This is a genomic window from Micromonospora sp. CPCC 206061, from assembly GCF_036906915.1.
In the GTDB taxonomy this organism is placed as follows: domain Bacteria; phylum Actinomycetota; class Actinomycetes; order Mycobacteriales; family Micromonosporaceae; genus Phytohabitans.
This window is the reverse complement of record NZ_JBAKHX010000021.1, coordinates 33,042-51,170: the sequence shown is the minus strand read 5'-3', so window position 1 is coordinate 51,170 and position 18,129 is coordinate 33,042. Positions and strand designations below refer to the sequence as shown.

The window sequence follows — 18,129 nt, the reverse complement described above, 5'->3', positions numbered from 1 at the left end:
TCCATCGATGGTCTTGACATCCGAAGACCGGACATTCACCATGTTCGGTGCATCCTCTCCGGGCGAGGATCAACCCCGTCGTCTACCAGAGGATTGCCATGACCAACCGGCCATCGTGGCGCCGATATCTGCTGATCGCGACAGCGTTGCTCGCGGTCGGCGTGTCCTTCGGCCTGCCGCGCCTGATGCCCGAGGCGTCCGCCGCCGCCAAGACCGTCTTCATCCCGGCGCGGTGGCAGAGCACCGGTGAGGTGCCGTGGGCGCCAGAACGCACCAAGGAGTCAGTGAACTTCATTCTGCTATGGGGCGAGAAGTCGGGTACCAATCCCATGAGTGCGCCCTCGGAGTTCCGCTTCGACCCGGACAACATCCTCAGCCAGTTGGAGAACCTGTACTCCTTCTACGTGAACACGATGCGGTTCACGTCAGAGACAGGGCTCCTTGCCGAGCACAAGATCATCGTGATCATCACGCGCACCTGGAACCGGACCGCGCTGGACGCCTGGGCGACCGGCGGCTCGACGGATGGCCGGGTCGGCGTCATCAACGTCGCACCCGGTGCGGCGCAGCCCGGATCGTGGGGCCTCGCGCACGAGCTGGCGCACGTGTTCCAGAACTACACCTTCCTCGGTCGCTCCGGTATGGGCTTCACACACCCGTCGGCCGGCACGTTCTGGGAGGCCAGCGCCGAGTTCATGGCCATGCAGGTGTATCCGCGCACGGCCGCCGGCGACCTGACCCGATGGCTGCGAACGGAAAACCTGTACTACAGCTCGAGCCGCCACCACTACGGCGCGTGGATGCTGTTGCAGTACATCAAGGACCGCGACGGGCTCGCGATGTTCAACCGGATCTGGAACGAGGCCCGCAACACCGAGCACCCCCTGGAGACGTACCGCCGGATCGCGGGCATCACGCAGACGGAGCTGAACCGTCGCATCGGCGAGTACGCCCAGCACAACGTCACCTGGGACTACAGCAACCGCGCCGACTTCATCGGGTTCATCAACAACGTGTACGGGGCCGGCTTCCTCAACGCGTACAACGGCGTGCCGGTCGAGGCGGTCAACGCCAGCGCCCGTCACTACCGGATCTCGGACGCGATGGCGCCGTCGGACTACGGGTACAACAAGATCAAGCTCGTACCGGACAGCAGCGGCGCGTTGATCCGCCTGCACCTCAAGGGCCATGCCGAGACCGGCGCCACCGGCTGGACTTTCGGCTTCGTCGCGGTGCGCAACGGCAGCACTCCGCGGTACGGGCCGCTCACGCAGGGCACCAGCGGGCAGGTCAGTTTCCAGACCCAGGCCGGCGAGACCGAGGTCTACCTGGTCGTCACCGGCACCCCGGCCAGCGCCGTACCGAAGTACGCCTTCCTCGACGGCTGGCCGAAGAACCGCCGCTACCCGTACGAGTTCCGCATCTCCGGCGCGATCCCGGACGGCCACCAGGCTGGGTACCAGAAGCCGGCGGCCACCAACGGCGGGCGCTGGCACTCCAACGGCGGCGGCTGGGTCGCCGGCAACGCCAACGTGGCCGCCACCGCGTACGTCGGGCCGCGCGCCGCGGTCTTCAGCGGCACGGTGAGCGGCAACGCCCGGATCGAAGACCTCGCATGGGTCAACGGCGGCACGGTTACCGGCAACGCGATCGTCCGGCACAACGCGATCGTCCACGGTGGGGTCACCATCGGTGGCAGCGCGATCATCGGTGGCGACGCCGAGCCGCCGGCCGGCCCCACCGGCGGCAACTGCTCGTCCGGTACGTACCTGATGTTCAACCCCGACCGGGCCTGCGGCAGCGGCTCGACCGAGGTCGACATCAACCCGGAGCACGGCACCTTCACCACGGAGGAACTGGCGATCACCGGGAGCACCGAGCCCACGACCCCGCCGCCTACCACGCCGCCGCCCACAACCCCTCCGGCCACGACTCCGCCAGCGACCACGCCGCCCGCGACGACCACCCCGCCGCCCGCCGGGGCGGGGTGTAGCGCGACCTACACCATCACCAGCCAGTGGCAGGGTGGGTTCCAGGCTGACGTGGCCGTGCGTGCGGGTACCGCGCCGATCAACGGCTGGACGGTGAGCTGGACGTACGCGAACGGCCAGGCCATCAGCCAGGCGTGGAACGCGACGGTGACCAGCAGCGGCACGAGCGTGCTGGCGCAGAACGTGTCCTGGAACGGTGCCCTCGCGGCCGGTGCCAGCGCGTCGTTCGGCTTCATCGCGTCATCCGGCGGCACCAACGCCGTACCCACGCTGACCTGCACTGCCCGCTGAGGGGCTGTACGGGTTAGCGGCATACACCGATAATGTGGCGATGACCTCGGAGTGGCTGCGCATCTCGCACCGCGAACGGCAGGACGCCGTTCGGGCCCTGCGTGACGGGGCGCGAGATGGGCGGCTCTCCGAGATCACGTTCGTTTCCCGGCTGCGCATGGCGCTCGAAGCGCGGCGCCGCAGCGAGCTGAAGGCGGTCGTCGGCGACCTGCCGGCGCGTGGCGTGCTGGCGCGGGCCAGGATGTGGCTCGACCGCGCCTCCCGCTCGGTTGCGAGGCCGTCCGTTGCTTCGGTGGCGGCGGAGATGGAGCTGCGGCTCCCGCCGGCGCCCGGCAGCTACGTGATCGGCCGCGACAACGGGTGCGACCTGCGGCTCCCAGACGGCACCGTGTCCCGCCGGCACGCGGTGCTGATGGGCACCGACGGCCAGTGGACGCTGTCCGACCTGGGCTCCACGAACGGCAGCCGCATCAACGGCTGGAAGCTCCAGGCGCCCTCCCCGGTCCGCCCCGGCGACGTGGTCGACCTGGGCTCCCAACGCTTGCGCATCGTTGCGTGATCAGTTGCTATGTGGACGCACAAGTGAGTGTGGGGACGCCGTTGGTGCCGGTCCACGAGCCGATGAAGCCGAACGTGGTGCTGGCACCGGCACCCAGCGCGCCGTTGTAGGGCACGTTCCGAGCGGTCACCGCCGTGCCACTGGTCGTGACCGTCGCGCTCCACGCCTGGCTGACGCTCTGGCCGTTCGCGAAGGTCCACGTCACCGTCCAACCGCTGATCGGCGCTGACCCGGCGGCGACGCGGACCTCGCCCTGGAAGCCGCCCGTCCACTGGCTGGTCACCGAGTAGGTGGCGGTGCATCCGCTTGGAGCAGGCGGAGCAGTGGTGGGCGGGGGCGTCGTGGGCCCGGGAGTCGTCGGCCCGGGAGTCGGGGTCGTACCACCGCCGAGGCCCGCGGCACTGTCCAACCAGGACACGCGCTGAGTCAGCCAGGTCCGCATGGCCTGCACCTGGCCCTGCCACGTCGGCGCGGTCGGTGTCTGGAAGAAGCCCACCTGTGGTGAGCTGAGGTTCGGCCAGCGTTGGAAGTTTCGCTGGGCGGCGTTCGTCAACGGTGCCGCCAGGCTGTCGATCCGCGCGTTGAGGGAGGCGTTGGACAGTACACCTTGACGGAGCTCTCGCCAGCGGGCCTTGACGTCCGCGACGAACGCCGGGTCGCGCATCAGGATCTGGAACCAGTCGTTGGCCTGCGGCTGCCGAGTCTGCTGGTACTGCCACCCGGCGGTCTGCGTGTTGTTGAAGAACCCGCCGACACCGAAGCTCAGGTCGTAGTCCCACAGTGGACCGGCGAATATCTTCGTCTCCCGGTCCTTGTGGAAGTACGCGCTGCGCACGTACGCGTCCATCTCCCGGCTCACCTCGTAGATGATGAGCTGATTGACGAACGAGCCTACGTCGATCCACGCGCGATACCCCGTCTGCGGATCGGCGTGACCCGGACTGTGCATGAGGTCGTGGAACTGTTGCAGGTGCTGGGTGAGCCACGTGCGCTGCTGGGTGTTGAGCGGCGACGGGTCCTCGACCTCCAGGTAGTTCCAGCAGGTGGCGGCCGGCCCGGCACAGGGCAGGATCGGTTCCTCGGCGGCCATCCACTCGAACTTGAAGATGTATCCGCCCTGGATCTTGGGCAGCGTCGTGTCTTCCTCTTCGAGCTGTTTGAGGTCGAGCCGGTCCTTGGAGTTCTTGATGGTTTCGACGATGAGATAGACGCCCTGGTAGTCGCTCGCGGTTAGCGGGCTGGCGTCGGTGTTGAGGTAGAACTCGACGAACGCGAAGCGTGGCGCGGGAATGCCCATGTCTCGCCCGAGCCCGTAGACGAACGCGTCCCGGATGAGCGCCTTGTCGGTGAACGGCCCGCGCAGCACCCAGTCGGAGTCGGCTGGCATGCCGAGCACGGCGTGGTCGGCGTCCTCGTTCGCGTTGTCCCAGAACTCCAGCCGGTACGGCGCCTTCTCGAACGTCGACGACGACTGCCCGCGCAGTCGCACTCCGGCGCGCGTGGCGATGGCGGGTGCCGAGGTGAGGGAAGCGGGCGCGTTGAACACCATCGTGGCCGCGTCCACGTACTCCCGTCCCGGCTTGCCCTTCCCGTACGCGTCGACGACGACGAGAGGCAGGTCATGGCTGGCGTTGAACGACCGTGCGATGTAGAGGGCCGTGCCGGGCTCGCCGCTCGCGGCGCCGCCGACGAACGCCTGCGCCCGCAGCTGCGTGGTCGCCGTCAACCGCAACGGCTGTCCGTATACCGGCGAGCTCGCGGTCGGCAGCTGGCCGCTGGTGGTGTACCGGATCTGCGCGCCGCTGACCGCGGTGCTCAACGCGACGGTCACCTCACCCTGGAAGGTGCCGCTGGGAACTGAGAACACGATGTCGCCAGAAAGATCGGCGGTGGCCCGCAGGGGCGGGCTCAGGACGGTGACCAGGACCACCGCAAGGGCGGTGGCGGCAGCACGAAACACGGAAGGGCTCCTTCCATAGCCGGAACGCGGGTCAGATGCCGGCCAGTCAGCAGACTGGCCAGCCGGCCAGTTCGATCCGGTCGACGGCGGTGAAGTGCCGGCGGAGGACCCGCCGCCATGGTGCGTCCGGTAGATCGGTGCGGAGGGCGGCCAGACCGGTCGCGTACTTGGAGATGCGTGTCGGGCGATGCCCGCGCTGCCAGAGTCGACGGTCGACAGTGGATGCCGCTCGGCTCGTCTTGGTCTCGACCACGGCGAGGTCGGGCAGGTGCAGGCGGTGGTGCCGGTCGTGCCACGACAGGTCGGTGTCGATGGTGACCCGGCTGGCGGTGGCGGGAACGAAGAGCGTGCAGCGGCGGTAGCGCGTGACGAGCGTGGGGACGAAGCTGGCCTGCTCCACGAAGCCCGCGAGAACGCCGTCGACGAACTCGCGGCCGGGGCCCACTGTGGCCTGGTGGTCGCGGTGGTGCGGGGCGCGGTGCTTGACGGTGCTGCCCCGAGAGCCCGCGATCTTGACCTCTAGCCAGCACGTGGCCGAGTCCACGTAGGTGCGGGTGCGCACCTTGAAGCGCCTGCGTCGCCGGTATGCGGTCAGCAGGTAGCTGGTGAGATCGGGGGTGTCGAAGTACACCGTCTCGTAGGTGAAGACCCGTACCCCGTCGATGTCCAGGACCTCGGTGCCCGCCTCCAGTTCGGCGAGCAGCGCGTCGACCTCGGCCAGCGGCAGCAGGTACTTACGGTCGACGCGGGTCTGGAGCGCGGCGCGCTCCAGGAGGTCGTCGAGGCCGATGGGTGCCAGATCCCAGAGGCTTGACGCCGTGGCCAGCGCGCTCATCGGTGAGCCGCCAGCATCGGTCCGACGCCCACCTGCACCGGCGCGATGGCGTACCGCACGTCGACCACCATCGTGTCGTTGACCAGGTCGACGCGCTGGACGGTCGCGGCGTGCACCCGGCCGCCGAGTATCTGTTCGAGGTGGGCGACCAGTGCCACGTGATCGGTGATTGCCGAGTCCAGCACGACGATCTGGTGGCGGTACCGGCGGAACAGCCGCGAGTGGTCGCCGACGAACATCACGATGACGATCAGCGCCATCAGCGCCACGTTGCGCCAGAGGGGGCTGGTTTCGAGCGCGCCGAGCAGTCCGAGTGCCAACGCGGAGAAGTAGTAGGCGACCTCGTGCTGGTCCAATTCGGTCGAGCGCAGCCGGATGATGGACAGGACGCCGAATAGTGCCATGCCGAGACCGAGGCCGGCGCCGAGGGTGCTGACGCTCAGCGCGCTGGCCACGGCCAGGACGCCGACGTTGACGCCGAGGTAGGCGACGACCAGGTCACGTCGGCGGTGGCGAGGAAAGTAGAGCCCGAAGACCAGGACGCTTACCGCTACGACGTCGAACACGAACAGGGTGAGCTGCGCCATGGGCGGTGGTCCTCCCCAGAAACGGCATATGCTTTCCGGAACAATTCCGGAAGAATACTTGGTTAATTCGATGTAGGTCAATGGATGTCCCGTGGCGAAGGGTCGGATCGCCAAGATCATGTTCGCGAGGCAGGATGTACGGCATGGCTGGCCGCATCCGAGACGAGGACATCGCGCTGGTCCGCGAACGCACGGCGATCGCCGACGTCATCTCCGAGCACGTCACGCTCAAGTCGGCCGGCGGGGGCAACCTCAAGGGTCTCTGCCCGTTCCACGACGAGAAGACCGCGTCGTTCACCGTCGCCCCCGGGCGAAATGTCTACTTCTGCCATGGCTGCGGCGCCGGCGGTGACGCGATCAAGTTCCTCATCGACCTCGACCACCTGACGTTCGTCGAGTCGGTCGAGCGGCTCGCCGCCCGCGCCGGCATCCAGCTGCGGTACATCGAGGCGGGCCCGGCGCCCGTGCGCCAGCAGCAGGGGCAGAGGCAGCGGCTGGTCGCCGCGCACGTCGCCGCACTGGAGTTCTACAGCGGCATGCTCGGCACCGCGGGAGCCAGGCCGGCCCGCGAGTTCCTCGCCCAGCGCGGCTTCGACAAGGCGGCCGCCGAGCGGTACGGCTGCGGGTTCGCACCGGACGCCTGGGACCTCCTGGCCAAGCACCTGCGGCAAAAGGGGTTCACGCCGCAGGAGCTGATCACCGCCGGGCTGGCGCGGGAGGCACGGTCGGGGTCTCTGATAGACCGGTTCCGCCGCCGGCTGCTGTGGCCGATCAAGGACCTGACCGGCGACGTCATCGGCTTCGGAGCGCGCAAGCTCTTCGACGACGATGACGGGCCCAAGTACCTCAACACGCCCGAGACGCCGATCTACAAGAAGTCGCACGTGCTCTACGGCGTCGACCTGGCCAAGCGCGAGATCGCCAAACAGGGCCGCGTGGTCATCGTCGAGGGGTACACGGACGTGATGGCCTGCCACCTGGCCGACGTGCCGACGGCGGTCGCCACCTGCGGCACCTCGTTCGGCACCGACCACATCGGCGTGCTGCGCCGGCTGCTCATGGACACCGACGGCTTCGCCGGTGAGATCATCTTTACGTTCGACGGCGACGCGGCCGGGCAGAAGGCGGCGCTGCGGGCCTTCGAAGAAGACCAGAGGTTCGTCGGCCGCACCTTCATCGCGGTCTCGCCCGACAACATGGACCCCTGCGACCTGCGCCTCGCCAAGGGCGACATGGCCGTGCGTGACCTGGTCGCCCGCCGCGAGCCGCTCGTCGACTTCGCGCTGCGCCAGGTGCTGTCACGGCACGACCTCGACACCGTCGAGGGCAGGGTCGACGCGATGCGCCGGGCCGCGCCGCTGGTCGCGAAGATCAAAGACCGGGAAAAGCGTCCCGAGTACGTCCGAAAGCTCGCCGGCGACCTCGGCATGGAGATCGAGCCGGTACAGCGTGCCGTGGCGGCCGCCCTGGGCCGTGCCGAGCCGCCCGCACGCTCGGCGCCCATTCCGGAGTCGGCTGTAGACAGTCCACAAGCGGCGGTCGAGCGCGAGGCGTTGAAGCTGGCCATCCAGGCGCCCGTGCTCGCCGGCCCCATGTTCGACGCACTCGGCCCCGAGGTGTACCGGCACCCGGTGCACGTGGCGATCCGGCAGGCGATCACCGAGGCCGGTGGAGCCGCGTCCGCCGTCGCCGGCGCGGTCTGGATCGAAGGGGTACGCGACGCGTGCTCCGACCTGGCCGCGAAGGCCCTGGTCGGCGAGCTGGCCGTGGAGCCGATGCGGGTCGACCGCGAGCCCGACCCGTGGTACGTCTCGGTGACGCTGGCACGGCTCCAGCTCGCCTCGGTCGCCGCCCGCATCCGCGACCTCAAGTCCAAGGTGCAACGGGTCAACCCGGTGTCCAACAAGGACGAGTACCTGGCACTCGCCGGCGAGCTGTTCTCGTTGGAGCAGCACGCCAGAGCGCTGCGCGAGCAAGCGGTGGGGGGCCTGTGATGGCACTGTTCCGGCGTAAGCCCAAGCTGCCGGCCGACCGGCGGCCGGCGCTTGACCGCGACGAGCGGATCCTGGCGTGGGCCGAGTCGGGCGGCGGCGTCGTGGTGGCGACCAACCGCGGGTTGTGGCTGCCGGGGCACGACCGCCTCGGCTGGCACGAGATCCACAAGGCGGCGTGGTCGGGGCGTGAGCTCACGGTCACGGCGGCCACCGTCGTCGAGGAGCAGGAGGGGTACACCGTGGTGGCCGACAAGCTGCCGCTGTCGTACCTGCTGCTCGACCCGGGCGACCTGCCGCACCAGGTGCGCGCCCGGGTGACCAGGTCGGTGGCGTACACGGAACACCACGCGCTGCCCGACGGCGGCGTCCGCGTCGTGGCGCGGCGGGTGAGCGGCGTCGACGGCCTGACCTGGACGGCCCGTTACGACTCCGACACCCCACCCGCCCCCGAGGCGGTGGCCGACCTCGTAGCGGCAGCCCGCGCCACCGCCGAGGTCTTCACCCCATAAACGCTCAACCTTTCCCGACCGGACGGCGTCTTACCGTCCATGATTAGCCCTGGTCGAGGTCGTCCGATGGAGCGCGGTCAAGGCGTCCTACACGTTGCTCCAGCGACCTGTAGGACAGGGCCTAAGCGGTGAGGATGTGGTCGCTGATCAGGCGGGCGGCGCCTACCAGGCCGGCCTCGTCGCCCATCTCCGACAGGGCTATCGGCATGTCGCCTGTCGCTAGGGGTGGCGACGAGCGGTAGACGACGCTGCGGATCTCGGCGAGCAGCGCGTGGCCGATGCCCGCGACGCCGCCGCCGACCACGACCAGGCCGGGGTTGAAGAAGCTGACCAGGCCGGCGAGGACCTGACCGACCCGTCGCGCGCCGTCGCGCACCATCCCGATCGAGTACGGGTCGCCCTCGGCGGCCGCCCGCGCGACGTCGACCGGAGTGACCGTGCCGGCCTCGGCCAGGCGTTCGGCGAGCCGCGGCGACCGGCCGCTCTGGGCGGCGGCGAGCGCGTCCCGGCTGAGCGCCGCCCCGCCGAAGAACGCCTCCAGGCAGCCGGTGTTGCCGCACACGCACACCGGGCCGTGCGGGTCGACCGAGGTGTGGCCGATGTCGCCGGCGCTGCCGGTCGCGCCCCGGTACACCTGGCCGCCGACCACGATGCCGCAGCCGATCCCGGCGCCGATCTTGACGAACAGGAAGTCTTCGAACGAGTGCGCGATGCCGGCGTGCATCTCGCCGAGCGCCATGATGTTGACGTCGTTGTCGACCAGTACCGGGCAGGCCAGCTCGGTGGCGAGGGTCTCGCGTACCGGAAACCGGTGCCAGCCTGGCATGAACGGCGGTGACACCGGCACGCCCTCGCGAAAGCTGACCGGGCCTGGGACGCCGACACCCGCCCCGGCGAAGCGGGCGGTGCCGGTGTCGGCGCGCAGCTTGGAAGCCAGTTCGAGGGCCTGTGCGAGCACCTTCGCCGGGCCGCGCCGCAGGTCGGTCTGCTCGGTGAGCCGGGAGATCAGCCGCATCTCACCGTCGACCACGGCCAGGTCGAGCGTGCTGGCGCCGATGTCGATGCCCAGGAAGCGAGTGGTGGCGGCGATGCGTACCACTGACGAGCGGCGGCCGCCGCGACTGGCCGCCGGGCCGAGGGCGTCGACCAGCCCGCGCTCGACGAGGCGGTCGATCTCCAGCCCTAGCTTGGATCGGGAGAGTCCTACCGCGTCGACGAGCTCGGCGCGCGAGGACGGCCCGCCGTCGCGCAGGAGGCGAAGCACTGCCGCCTGGTGCCGATTGTCGGGCCATACGCCAACCATTCGGCCAAGATATCCTAAAGTTCATCTCGGTAACGATGAACTTTGTTCTGTCAATTCAAAAGTTCGAAAGTCGGTGGGTTCGTGTCGGACCCGCCGGCTAGGGTGCGCTCGTGGCAACGGAACCACTCATCCATGCACGGGGGCTGGTCAAACGGTTCGGCTCCTTCACGGCCGTCGACGGCATCGACGTCGACGTCCAGCCGGGGGAGGCCTTCGGCTTTCTCGGTCCGAACGGCGCCGGCAAGAGTTCGACCATGCGCTTGGTGGGCTGCGTCTCGCCGCCGACCGGCGGCACGCTGCGCATCCTCGGCATGGATCCGCGCCGCGACGGCCCGGCGATCCGCGCCCGGCTCGGCGTGTGCCCGCAGCTCGACAACCTCGACCCCGAGCTGACCGTCCGGGAAAACCTCACCACCTACGCGCGCTACTTCGGCATCCCGCGCAAGGTGGCCCGGCAGCGCGCCGACGAGCTGCTCGACTTCGTGCAGCTCACCGAGCGGGCGGGCAGCAAGGTCGAGCCGCTGTCCGGCGGCATGAAGCGCCGGTTGACGATCGCCCGCGCGCTGGTCAACGAGCCCGAGATCGTGCTGCTCGACGAGCCGACCACCGGGCTCGACCCGCAGGCCCGGCACCTGGTGTGGGAACGCCTGTTCCGGCTCAAGCGGCAGGGCGTGACGCTGGTGCTGACCACGCACTACATGGACGAGGCCGAGCAGCTGTGTGACCGGCTCGTCGTGATGGACGGCGGCCGGATCGTCGCCGAGGGCTCGCCGCGCGAGCTCATCGAGCGGTACTCCACGCGTGAGGTGGTCGAGCTGCGCTTCGCCGCCGAGTCGCAGGAGGGGTTCGCCGACAAGCTGGCCGGCATCGGGGAGCGTGTCGAGGTGCTGCCCGACCGCATCCTGCTGTACGTCGCGGACGGCGACGCGGCCCTCGCGGCCGTGCACGAGCGGGCCCTTACGCCGGCGAGCGTGCTGGAGCGGCGCAGCTCCCTCGAAGACGTGTTCCTGCACCTCACCGGCCGGACACTGGTCGACTGACATGGCCGCGGTCTTCGAGTTCCACCTCGTCACCTACCGGCGGGTGTGGCGGGGCAGTGCGATGTCGTCGTTCGTGCTGCCGCTGCTCACCATGCTCGGCTTCGGCCTCGGCGTGGGTGCCTATGTAGACGGTGGCGTCGACGGCACGCCGTACCTCGACTGGATGGTGCCCGGCCTGATCGCGTCGACCGCCATGCAGGTGGCCGTCTTCGAGTCGACCTGGCCGGTGCTGAGCAGCTTCAGCTGGGCCCGCACCTACGAGGGGCAGGCGGCCACGCCGGTGCGCCTCGACGACATCCTCGGCGGCAACCTGCTCTTCGTGGCGTTCCGCGCGCTCACGAGCATCGTGGCGTTCCTGCTGGTGGCGCTCGCGTTCGGGGTGCTGCACTCGCCGTGGGCGCTGGCCGTCCTGCCGATCGGCGCGCTGCTCGCCTTCGCGATAGCGGCGCCCACGTTCGCATACAGCGCCTCGGTCAGCAGCGACAGCTACCTCGCGCTGCTGTTCCGGTTCGTGGTGATCCCGATGTCGCTGTTCGCGGGCGTGTTCTTCCCGGTCGAGTCGTTGCCGGTGGGGCTGCGCTGGCTGGCGTACGCGTCGCCGTTGTGGCACGGCGTCGACCTCAGCCGGGCAGCGACGCTCGGCGTGGCGCCGCAGTGGTCGGTGACCGGTCACCTGGCATACCTGTCGGTGTGGGCGGTCGTGGGCTACCTACTGGCACGCCAGCGGTTCGCCAAGAGGCTGGTGGTCTGATGCTCGCCATCGCGGTGGGCCGCCGCGCGCTGTCGGTGGCCGAGCGCAACGTGGCCGCCCTCAAGTCGGCGTACTGGATCGTGCTGATCTCCGGTTTCCTAGAGCCGCTGCTCTACCTGCTGTCGATCGGCATCGGCGTGGGCGCGCTGGTCGGCGACCTCACGCTGCCCGGCGGCGAGGTGGTCGAGTACGCCGCGTTCGTCGCACCCGCGATGCTGGCGTCGTCCGCGATGTCCGGCGCGCTCTCGGAGACCACCTTCAACTTCTTCGGGAAGATGAAACACATGCGGCTGTACGACGGGGTGCTGGCCACCCCCGTGCAGCCCTTCGAGATCGCGCTCGGCGAGCTGGCCTGGGCCATGGTCCGCGGCTCGCTGTACTCGGCGGCGTTTCTGGTCGTCATGGTGACGATGGACCTGACTACGGGGCTGCGTGCGCTGGCCGCCTTCCCGGCGACCGTACTGACCGGCTTCGCGTTCGGGGCGCTCGGCATGACGTTGTCCACGTTCATGCGCGGCTGGCAAGACTTCGACGTGGTGGGTTCGGCGCAGTTCGCGCTGTTCCTGTTCTCGGGCACGTTCGTGCCGGCGGAGAGCTACCCGGTGGTGCTGCGGTGGGTGGTCGAGCTGTCCCCGCTGTACCGGGCGGTCGATCTGATCCGCGGCATCACGACAGGGGCGGCGGGTGGGCGTCCGTGGGTCGACCTGGCCTATCTGGTGGCGGTATTGGCGCTGGGGCTGTGGATCGCTTCTCGCCGGATGGCCAAGCTGCTCGCGAAGTAAACGAAGCTTTCGCTGAGATCGCCAAAAGTTTGACGCCTTGGGGACTTTCTTTCGCCCACCAGGACCGCTAGCGTCTGCACTCAGGCGTAACACCTTCGACACATCTACTTTCGGGCTGGCACCCCCGGTACCCCTCTCATCTCCTGTGTCCTCAGGTCTGGCGCTTCGGCGGCGCGTGACCACGAAGGCGGCTTCGGCCGCCGGAGAAAGGTGAGAAGCATGAACGAGCCGCAGTCCAAGCCCGCGTTGACCCGCCGGCGGCTGCTCACCGCCTCAGCCGGAGCCGCAGCCGCGATTGGCGCCGCCGGCCTTCCCGTGCTCCAGACCGGCGCCCCGGCGCTCGGCGACAAGAAGCTCACCGTCGAACCCCTGATCCCACACCAGAACCGCGGCATCATCCTGTACAGCGTGCGCGACCGGATCGCGGCGGCGCCCGACGACAGCGGCGTCCCGTACGGGTTCGAGCGGGTGCTCGGTCGCCTGGCCGAGGTCGGGTACAAGGAGATCGAGTTCGCCGGATACAACCAGCACACGTCGATCCTCGGCCGCCAGATCACGCCGGCCGAGATCAGGAAGATCCTGGACGACAACGGGCTCGTGGCGAACGGCGCGCATACCCAGATCAACCCGGCGACGTTCCAGCAGCAGCTCGACATCGCCGAAGAGCTGGGCATGAAGCACATCGGCACCGGCTCGGACCCAACCAACAGCGCGTACCAGTCCGATTGGGACGCGGCGGCCGACGTCTGGAACGAATTGGGACGGCAGGCCAAGGAGCGCGGCATCAAGCTGTACACGCACAACCACGACATCGCGTACAGCTTCCTGCTCGACGCCGGCCCGCTGGACGCGAACGGCAGGCCCACCCGCTCGTCGGGTGTGCGGCGCCTGGAGTACTTCTTCGCCAGGACCGACCCGAAGTATGTCTTCTTCGAGATGGACATCTACTGGGCGCACGTGGCGAAGTTCAAGCACAAGACATACACGAACTCCGCCGGCCAGGTGAGGACCGACATCTTCGACCCGATCCTGACGGTGGCCAGGCGCACCAAGCGCTTCCCGCTCTTCCACGCGAAGGACGGCGACAAGGCGCCGGAGCAGCCCAACGGATACGTGATGACGCCGCTGGGCGAGGGTGACATCAACTTCCAGCAGTTCTTCGAGGTAATCGGGGAGCAGGAGTACCACCACGCCAACTGGGAGCAGGACACCGCTCCCGGCGGCGCGGCGAACCCCGGGCAGTCGATGAGCTTCGCCGCGCTGAGCTACACCAATATGTCCGACCTGACCATCTATCGCTAAGAGGGGGCCGCGCCGCCCGTATGGGATGGGCGGCGCGGACTTTCGCTTAAGCTGTGAAAAGTTTGGTCTCAGATCGAGCAAAGGTATGGACAGCGCAGGCGGAAGGCCCATATTGTTTCGAGCACGTTGCTTCTAGGAGGATCCGTGCGCATAGCCGAACCTCTGCACCTGCGCCTCCTGCGGCTCCTGCGCGATCAGGGCACGGTCTCCCGTGCCGAGCTGGCGGACCGCCTGGAGATTCCCCGCCCCCGGTTGCTCTCCGAGCTTGAACGCCTTGTCGGCGCCGGCTACATCGCCGAGGCTGGCATGGCGGCGTCTCGGGGCGGCCGCCGTTCGACCCTTGTGGAGCTGAACCCGGACCTGCGCTTCGCGGCCGTCGACCTGGGCGCCAGCTCGGTCGACGTCGAGGTGAGCAACGGTCGGCTGGAGCCCATCGCGGCGTATACCGAGAGCACCGACATCCGCAGCGGTCCCAAGGTCATCCTGCACCGGATCAACGAGCTGCTCGCCAAGGCCAAGGCCGACGGTGTGTATGAGCGGCTCGACGCGATCGGCATCGGGGTGCCGGGGCCGGTGAGCTTCCGTGACGGGGTGCCGGTGTCACCGCCGATCATGCCTGGCTGGGACAGGTTTCCCGTCCGCGAGCTGCTGACCCGCGAGCACGGCTGCCCGGCCGTGGTCGACAACGACGTCAACATCATGGCGATCGGCGAGCGGCACGGCGGCGTCGCGCACTCCGTCGACGACTTCCTCTTCGTCAAGATCGGCACCGGCATCGGTTGCGGGATCTACCTTTCCGGCGAGGTCTACCGGGGCACCGACGGATGCGCCGGCGACATCGGGCACATCCAGGTCGACTCGCACGGTCCAATGTGCTCGTGCGGCAACGTCGGCTGCCTGGAGGCACTGTTCAGCGGCGCGGCGCTGGCCAAGGACGCGGCCCTCGCGGCGCGTGGCGGCACGTCGTCCGTGCTCGCCGAGCGGCTCGCGGCCAAGGGCGCGCTGACCGCGCGCGACGTGGCCGAGGCGGCCTCCGAGGGCGACGTCACCTGCATCCGGCTCATCCGCGACGGGGGGCGCCGGCTCGGTGGCGTACTGGCGGGGTTGGTCAGCTTCGCCAACCCGTCGATGATCGTTATCGGCGGCGGGCTCGCACACCTCGGGCACATCCTGCTCGCCGAGATCCGCAGCGTGGTGTACAGGCGGTCCCTGCCGCTCGCCACCGGCAACCTCCCCGTGGTCCTCTCCGAGCTGGGCCCGAGGGCCGGCGTGACCGGCGCCGCGGTTCTGGCCAGCGACCTCGCCTTCGAGCAGGCGTCATGAGTGACGCGGAAGTCGTCTTGAAGCTGGAGGACGTCGTCAAGCTGTTCCCCGGCGTGCGGGCGCTCGACGGGGTGCAGCTGGAGGTGCGCGCGGGAGAGGTGCATTGCCTGCTCGGGCAGAACGGGGCCGGCAAGTCCACGCTCATCAAGGTGCTGTCGGGAGTGCACCGCCCGGATGAAGGGCGGATCGAGTGGCTCGGCGCGGAGTTCCGCCCGGCAAACCCGCAGGCAGCGATGAAGGCCGGCATCGCCACCATCTACCAGGAGCTCGACCTGGTCGACGACCTGTCGGTGGCGGAGAACGCCTTTCTCGGGCATGAGCCGCGCCGGTTCGGGTTCGTCCGGCGTGGATACATGTCCCGGCACACCAGGGATATCCTGACTCGCCTCGGGCACGGCGAGATCCCGCCGCGCCGGATGGTCCGGTCGTTGCCGGCAGCCGGCAAGCAGGTGGTCAGCATGGCCCGCGCGCTCTCGCACGACGCCAAGCTGATCATCATGGACGAGCCGAGTGCGGTCCTTGCCCACGACGAGGTGGGCAACCTTTTCCGGATCATCCGTGACCTCACCTCGCACGGCATCGCGGTCATCTACATCTCCCACCGGCTCGAAGAGATCCGGGAGATCGGCGACCGGGTGACGGTACTCAAGGACGGGCGGACGACGGCGGCCAACCTGCCCGCGCGCACCACGCCCACCCGCGACCTGGTAAGCCGGATGACCGGGCGCACGATCGAGTACGTCTTCCCCGAGCCGTCCACACGGGAGCGCGGGGAGGAGCTGCTCCGCGTCGACGGACTGGGTCGCACCGGGGAGTTCGCCGACATCTCCCTCACCGTCCACAGTGGTGAGATCGTGGGCATCGCCGGCCTCGTCGGCTCGGGCCGCTCGGAGCTGCTGGAGACCATCTTCGGCGCGCGCCGGGCAGAGTCGGGCACCGTGACGGTCGGCGGCCGGGCGCTGCGGCCGGGCAGCGTGGGCGCGGCGGTACGCGCGGGGCTGGGCATGGCGCCCGAGGAGCGTAAGAGCCAGGCGCTGCTGCTCGGCGAGCCCATCTACCGCAACGTCACGCTGGCCACGTTCACGGGGTACGCCCGGGGCGGCTTCACCAACGCCGGCAAGGAGATCAGCGAGGCGAGCCGGATGGCCGACGCGCTCGAACTGCGCCCGCGCGACGTGCGCCGGCCGGTGCGCACGCTGTCAGGCGGCAACCAGCAGAAGGTCGTGGTCGGCCGGTGGCTGCTCGGCGACACCAAGCTGCTGCTGCTCGACGAGCCGACCCGCGGCGTCGACGTGGGTGCCCGGGCGGAGCTGTACCAGGTGATCCGTGACCTCGCCGCGCGCGGCGTCGGCGTCCTGCTGGTCTCCAGCGAGGTGCCCGAGGTGCTCGGTCTCGCAAGCCGGGTGCTGGTCATGCGGGAAGGGCGGGTGGTCCGCGAGGCCCCCGCCGGAGAACTCGACGAAGACACCGTGCTCGACCTGGTGATGGCGGGCTCGCTCCAGGCGGAAGAGGTCACATTGTGAGCGCGAGGAGTGAGCTTCGACGGCCCGCAGCGTTGCGCGAAGGCCCGCACGCGAGCCCCGCAGTCGCGAACGAAAGGTAGGCGCGGTGAGCGCGAGGAGTGAGCTTCGACGGCCCGCAGCGTTGCGCGAAGGCCCGCACGCGAGCCCCGCAGTCGCGAACGAAAGGTAGGCGCGGTGAGCGCGAGGAGTGAGCTTCGACGGCCCGCAGCGTTGCGCGAAGGCCCGCACGCGAGCCCCGCAGTCGCGAACGAAAGGTAGGCGCAGTGACGACGACGCAGACGGCGGCCCCGCCCGCCAACGAAAAGCCAGCCGAGAAGCGGAGCTGGTGGCGCGACGACGCCAGCGAGCCGCTGCGGCGCAACCTGGCTCTCTTCGGCGTGCTGATCCTGCTGATCATCATCGGCATCGCGACCCGGCCGGACCTCTACGGCGACTCCACCTGGGTACGCAACAACATCTTCACCATCCTCGAGCTGGCGTCGGTGATCGGCGTCGTGACGGTGGGCATGACCTTCGTGATCATCGGCGGCGGCATCGACCTGTCGGTGGGCGCGATCGTCGCCCTCGCCGGGGTCTGGTCGACCACGCTGGCGACGCAGAGCTACGGCGCCGGCGGCATGATCTTCTGCGCGCTGGCGGTCGGCATTGGCGTCGGCGTCGTCAACGGCATCCTCATCGCGTACGGCCGGCTGGTCGCCTTCATCGCCACGCTCGCAATATTGGTGGCCGCACGTGGGCTCGCCGCCCAGATCTCCGGCAAGCAGACCCAGGTGTCGACGAATACCTTCATCAACGACATCGCGCTCAACGACCTGCTCGGCATCCCCCTGCTGGTCTACATCCTGGCCGCGGTCGTCGCCGCCGGCTGGGTGCTGCTCAACCGCACCACGTTCGGCCGGCGCACGGTCGCCATCGGCGGCAACGCCGAGGCGGCCCGGCTCGCCGGCATCAACGTCAAGCGGCACACGCTGCTGCTCTACGCGCTGTCGGGCCTGTGCTGCGGCATCGCGGCCATCATGCTCACCTCGCAGGCCAACTCGGCGCAGGCGGCCATGGCCAATCTGTACGAACTTGACGCGATCGCTGCGGCGATCATCGGCGGCACGCTGCTCAGCGGCGGCCGCGGCACGATCATCGGCTCGCTCCTGGGCGTGATCGTGTTTGCCACCATCACGAACCTGTTCGCCATCAACAACCTGTCCACCGAGGTCCAGAACATGGTCAAGGGCGGCATCATCGTCGCCGCCGTCTTGGTCCAGCAGTTCCGGTACAAGTCGTTCTCCCAGCTTTTCAACCGCGCATAAACGCACCTACCCCATCGGCGACCGTCCATACCGGACGGTAGCCGGGCCCCTTGCACCCTTGACACCCCGGAGGTC

At 69.1% G+C, this 18,129-nt stretch carries 14 protein-coding genes and 2 pseudogenes; 11 read left to right on the top strand and 5 right to left on the bottom strand.

The window, feature by feature from the left end:
* Positions 1 to 98: 98 nt before the first annotated feature.
* Positions 99 to 2,282, top strand: coding sequence for a DUF6055 domain-containing protein (locus V6V89_RS16875; RefSeq protein WP_334620078.1), 2,184 nt, complete (start codon positions 99 to 101; stop codon positions 2,280 to 2,282).
* 40 nt (positions 2,283 to 2,322) lie between these two features.
* The gene (locus V6V89_RS16870) at positions 2,323 to 2,841 is read left to right on the top strand and encodes a DUF1707 and FHA domain-containing protein (protein ID WP_334620077.1); all 519 of its coding nucleotides are present in this window, start codon (positions 2,323 to 2,325) and stop codon (positions 2,839 to 2,841) included.
* A 7-nt stretch (positions 2,842 to 2,848) separates the two neighbouring features.
* On the opposite strand, the pseudogene V6V89_RS16865 reads toward V6V89_RS16870, so the two are convergent.
* From V6V89_RS16865 to V6V89_RS16850, 4 genes and pseudogenes are all read right to left on the bottom strand, one after another.
* Positions 2,849 to 3,226 (bottom strand): annotated as a pseudogene (locus V6V89_RS16865) (cellulose binding domain-containing protein); the annotation flags it as partial.
* 33 nt (positions 3,227 to 3,259) lie between these two features.
* A pseudogene (locus V6V89_RS16860) lies at positions 3,260 to 4,708 on the bottom strand (CotH kinase family protein); the annotation flags it as partial.
* Positions 4,709 to 4,847: 139 nt separating this feature from the next.
* Entirely contained in the window at positions 4,848 to 5,636 is a 789-nt protein-coding gene (locus V6V89_RS16855) for a polyphosphate polymerase domain-containing protein (protein ID WP_334620076.1), read from the bottom strand.
* Positions 5,633 to 6,223 carry a DUF4956 domain-containing protein gene (locus V6V89_RS16850; protein WP_334620075.1) on the bottom strand — a complete coding sequence of 197 codons (591 nt, stop codon included), beginning with the start codon at positions 6,221 to 6,223 and terminating at the stop codon, positions 5,633 to 5,635. The genes V6V89_RS16855 and V6V89_RS16850 overlap by 4 nt, the downstream gene beginning before the upstream one ends.
* A gap of 134 nt (positions 6,224 to 6,357) precedes the next feature.
* On the opposite strand from V6V89_RS16850, the gene dnaG reads away from it, so the two are divergent.
* Complete coding sequence (gene dnaG, locus V6V89_RS16845) at positions 6,358 to 8,217, top strand: DNA primase (protein WP_334620074.1); 1,860 nt, start codon at positions 6,358 to 6,360, stop codon at positions 8,215 to 8,217.
* Entirely contained in the window at positions 8,217 to 8,726 is a 510-nt protein-coding gene (locus V6V89_RS16840) for a hypothetical protein (RefSeq protein ID WP_334620073.1), read from the top strand. Before dnaG ends, V6V89_RS16840 begins: the two co-directional genes overlap by 1 nt.
* A gap of 121 nt (positions 8,727 to 8,847) precedes the next feature.
* Here the strand turns inward: V6V89_RS16840 and V6V89_RS16835 are convergent, their stop codons facing one another.
* Entirely contained in the window at positions 8,848 to 10,029 is a 1,182-nt protein-coding gene (locus tag V6V89_RS16835; RefSeq protein ID WP_334620072.1) for an ROK family transcriptional regulator, read from the bottom strand.
* Positions 10,030 to 10,139: 110 nt separating this feature from the next.
* On the opposite strand from V6V89_RS16835, the gene V6V89_RS16830 reads away from it, so the two are divergent.
* The 7 genes from V6V89_RS16830 to V6V89_RS16800 all read left to right on the top strand — a co-directional run bounded on the left by V6V89_RS16830 (position 10,140) and on the right by V6V89_RS16800 (position 18,054).
* Positions 10,140 to 11,069 carry an ABC transporter ATP-binding protein gene (locus V6V89_RS16830; protein ID WP_334620071.1) on the top strand — a complete coding sequence of 310 codons (930 nt, stop codon included), beginning with the start codon at positions 10,140 to 10,142 and terminating at the stop codon, positions 11,067 to 11,069.
* Between the two features lies 1 nt (position 11,070).
* Positions 11,071 to 11,820 carry an ABC transporter permease gene (locus V6V89_RS16825; RefSeq protein ID WP_334620070.1) on the top strand — a complete coding sequence of 250 codons (750 nt, stop codon included), beginning with the start codon at positions 11,071 to 11,073 and terminating at the stop codon, positions 11,818 to 11,820.
* The gene (locus V6V89_RS16820; protein ID WP_334620069.1) at positions 11,820 to 12,602 is read left to right on the top strand and encodes an ABC transporter permease; all 783 of its coding nucleotides are present in this window, start codon (positions 11,820 to 11,822) and stop codon (positions 12,600 to 12,602) included. Before V6V89_RS16825 ends, V6V89_RS16820 begins: the two co-directional genes overlap by 1 nt.
* Positions 12,603 to 12,821: 219 nt before the next feature.
* Positions 12,822 to 13,904 (top strand): sugar phosphate isomerase/epimerase family protein, encoded by a 1,083-nt coding sequence (locus V6V89_RS16815; RefSeq protein WP_334620068.1) that lies wholly within the window; start codon positions 12,822 to 12,824, stop codon positions 13,902 to 13,904.
* A 144-nt stretch (positions 13,905 to 14,048) separates the two neighbouring features.
* A complete protein-coding gene (locus tag V6V89_RS16810) occupies positions 14,049 to 15,227 on the top strand; it encodes an ROK family protein (protein ID WP_334620067.1) in 1,179 nt (392 codons plus the stop codon).
* Entirely contained in the window at positions 15,224 to 16,750 is a 1,527-nt protein-coding gene (locus tag V6V89_RS16805) for a sugar ABC transporter ATP-binding protein (RefSeq protein ID WP_334620066.1), read from the top strand. Before V6V89_RS16810 ends, V6V89_RS16805 begins: the two co-directional genes overlap by 4 nt.
* A 263-nt stretch (positions 16,751 to 17,013) precedes the next feature.
* Positions 17,014 to 18,054 carry an ABC transporter permease gene (locus tag V6V89_RS16800; RefSeq protein ID WP_334620065.1) on the top strand — a complete coding sequence of 347 codons (1,041 nt, stop codon included), beginning with the start codon at positions 17,014 to 17,016 and terminating at the stop codon, positions 18,052 to 18,054.
* Positions 18,055 to 18,129: the final 75 nt, after the last annotated feature.

What these genes read in the sequence shown, in the direction of transcription:
- V6V89_RS16870 (WP_334620077.1), top strand. Translation starts at nt 2,323, where the DNA reads ATGACCTCGGAGTGGCTGCGCATCTCGCACCGCGAACGGCAGGACGCC.
- dnaG (WP_334620074.1), top strand. Translation starts at nt 6,358, where the DNA reads ATGTACGGCATGGCTGGCCGCATCCGAGACGAGGACATCGCGCTGGTC.
- V6V89_RS16805 (WP_334620066.1), top strand. Translation starts at nt 15,224, where the DNA reads ATGAGTGACGCGGAAGTCGTCTTGAAGCTGGAGGACGTCGTCAAGCTG.
- V6V89_RS16855 (WP_334620076.1), bottom strand. Translation starts at nt 5,636, where the DNA reads ATGAGCGCGCTGGCCACGGCGTCAAGCCTCTGGGATCTGGCACCCATC.
- V6V89_RS16825 (WP_334620070.1), top strand. Translation starts at nt 11,071, where the DNA reads ATGGCCGCGGTCTTCGAGTTCCACCTCGTCACCTACCGGCGGGTGTGG.
- V6V89_RS16820 (WP_334620069.1), top strand. Translation starts at nt 11,820, where the DNA reads ATGCTCGCCATCGCGGTGGGCCGCCGCGCGCTGTCGGTGGCCGAGCGC.
- V6V89_RS16835 (WP_334620072.1), bottom strand. Translation starts at nt 10,029, where the DNA reads ATGGTTGGCGTATGGCCCGACAATCGGCACCAGGCGGCAGTGCTTCGC.
- V6V89_RS16815 (WP_334620068.1), top strand. Translation starts at nt 12,822, where the DNA reads ATGAACGAGCCGCAGTCCAAGCCCGCGTTGACCCGCCGGCGGCTGCTC.
- V6V89_RS16840 (WP_334620073.1), top strand. Translation starts at nt 8,217, where the DNA reads ATGGCACTGTTCCGGCGTAAGCCCAAGCTGCCGGCCGACCGGCGGCCG.
- V6V89_RS16850 (WP_334620075.1), bottom strand. Translation starts at nt 6,223, where the DNA reads ATGGCGCAGCTCACCCTGTTCGTGTTCGACGTCGTAGCGGTAAGCGTC.
- V6V89_RS16875 (WP_334620078.1), top strand. Translation starts at nt 99, where the DNA reads ATGACCAACCGGCCATCGTGGCGCCGATATCTGCTGATCGCGACAGCG.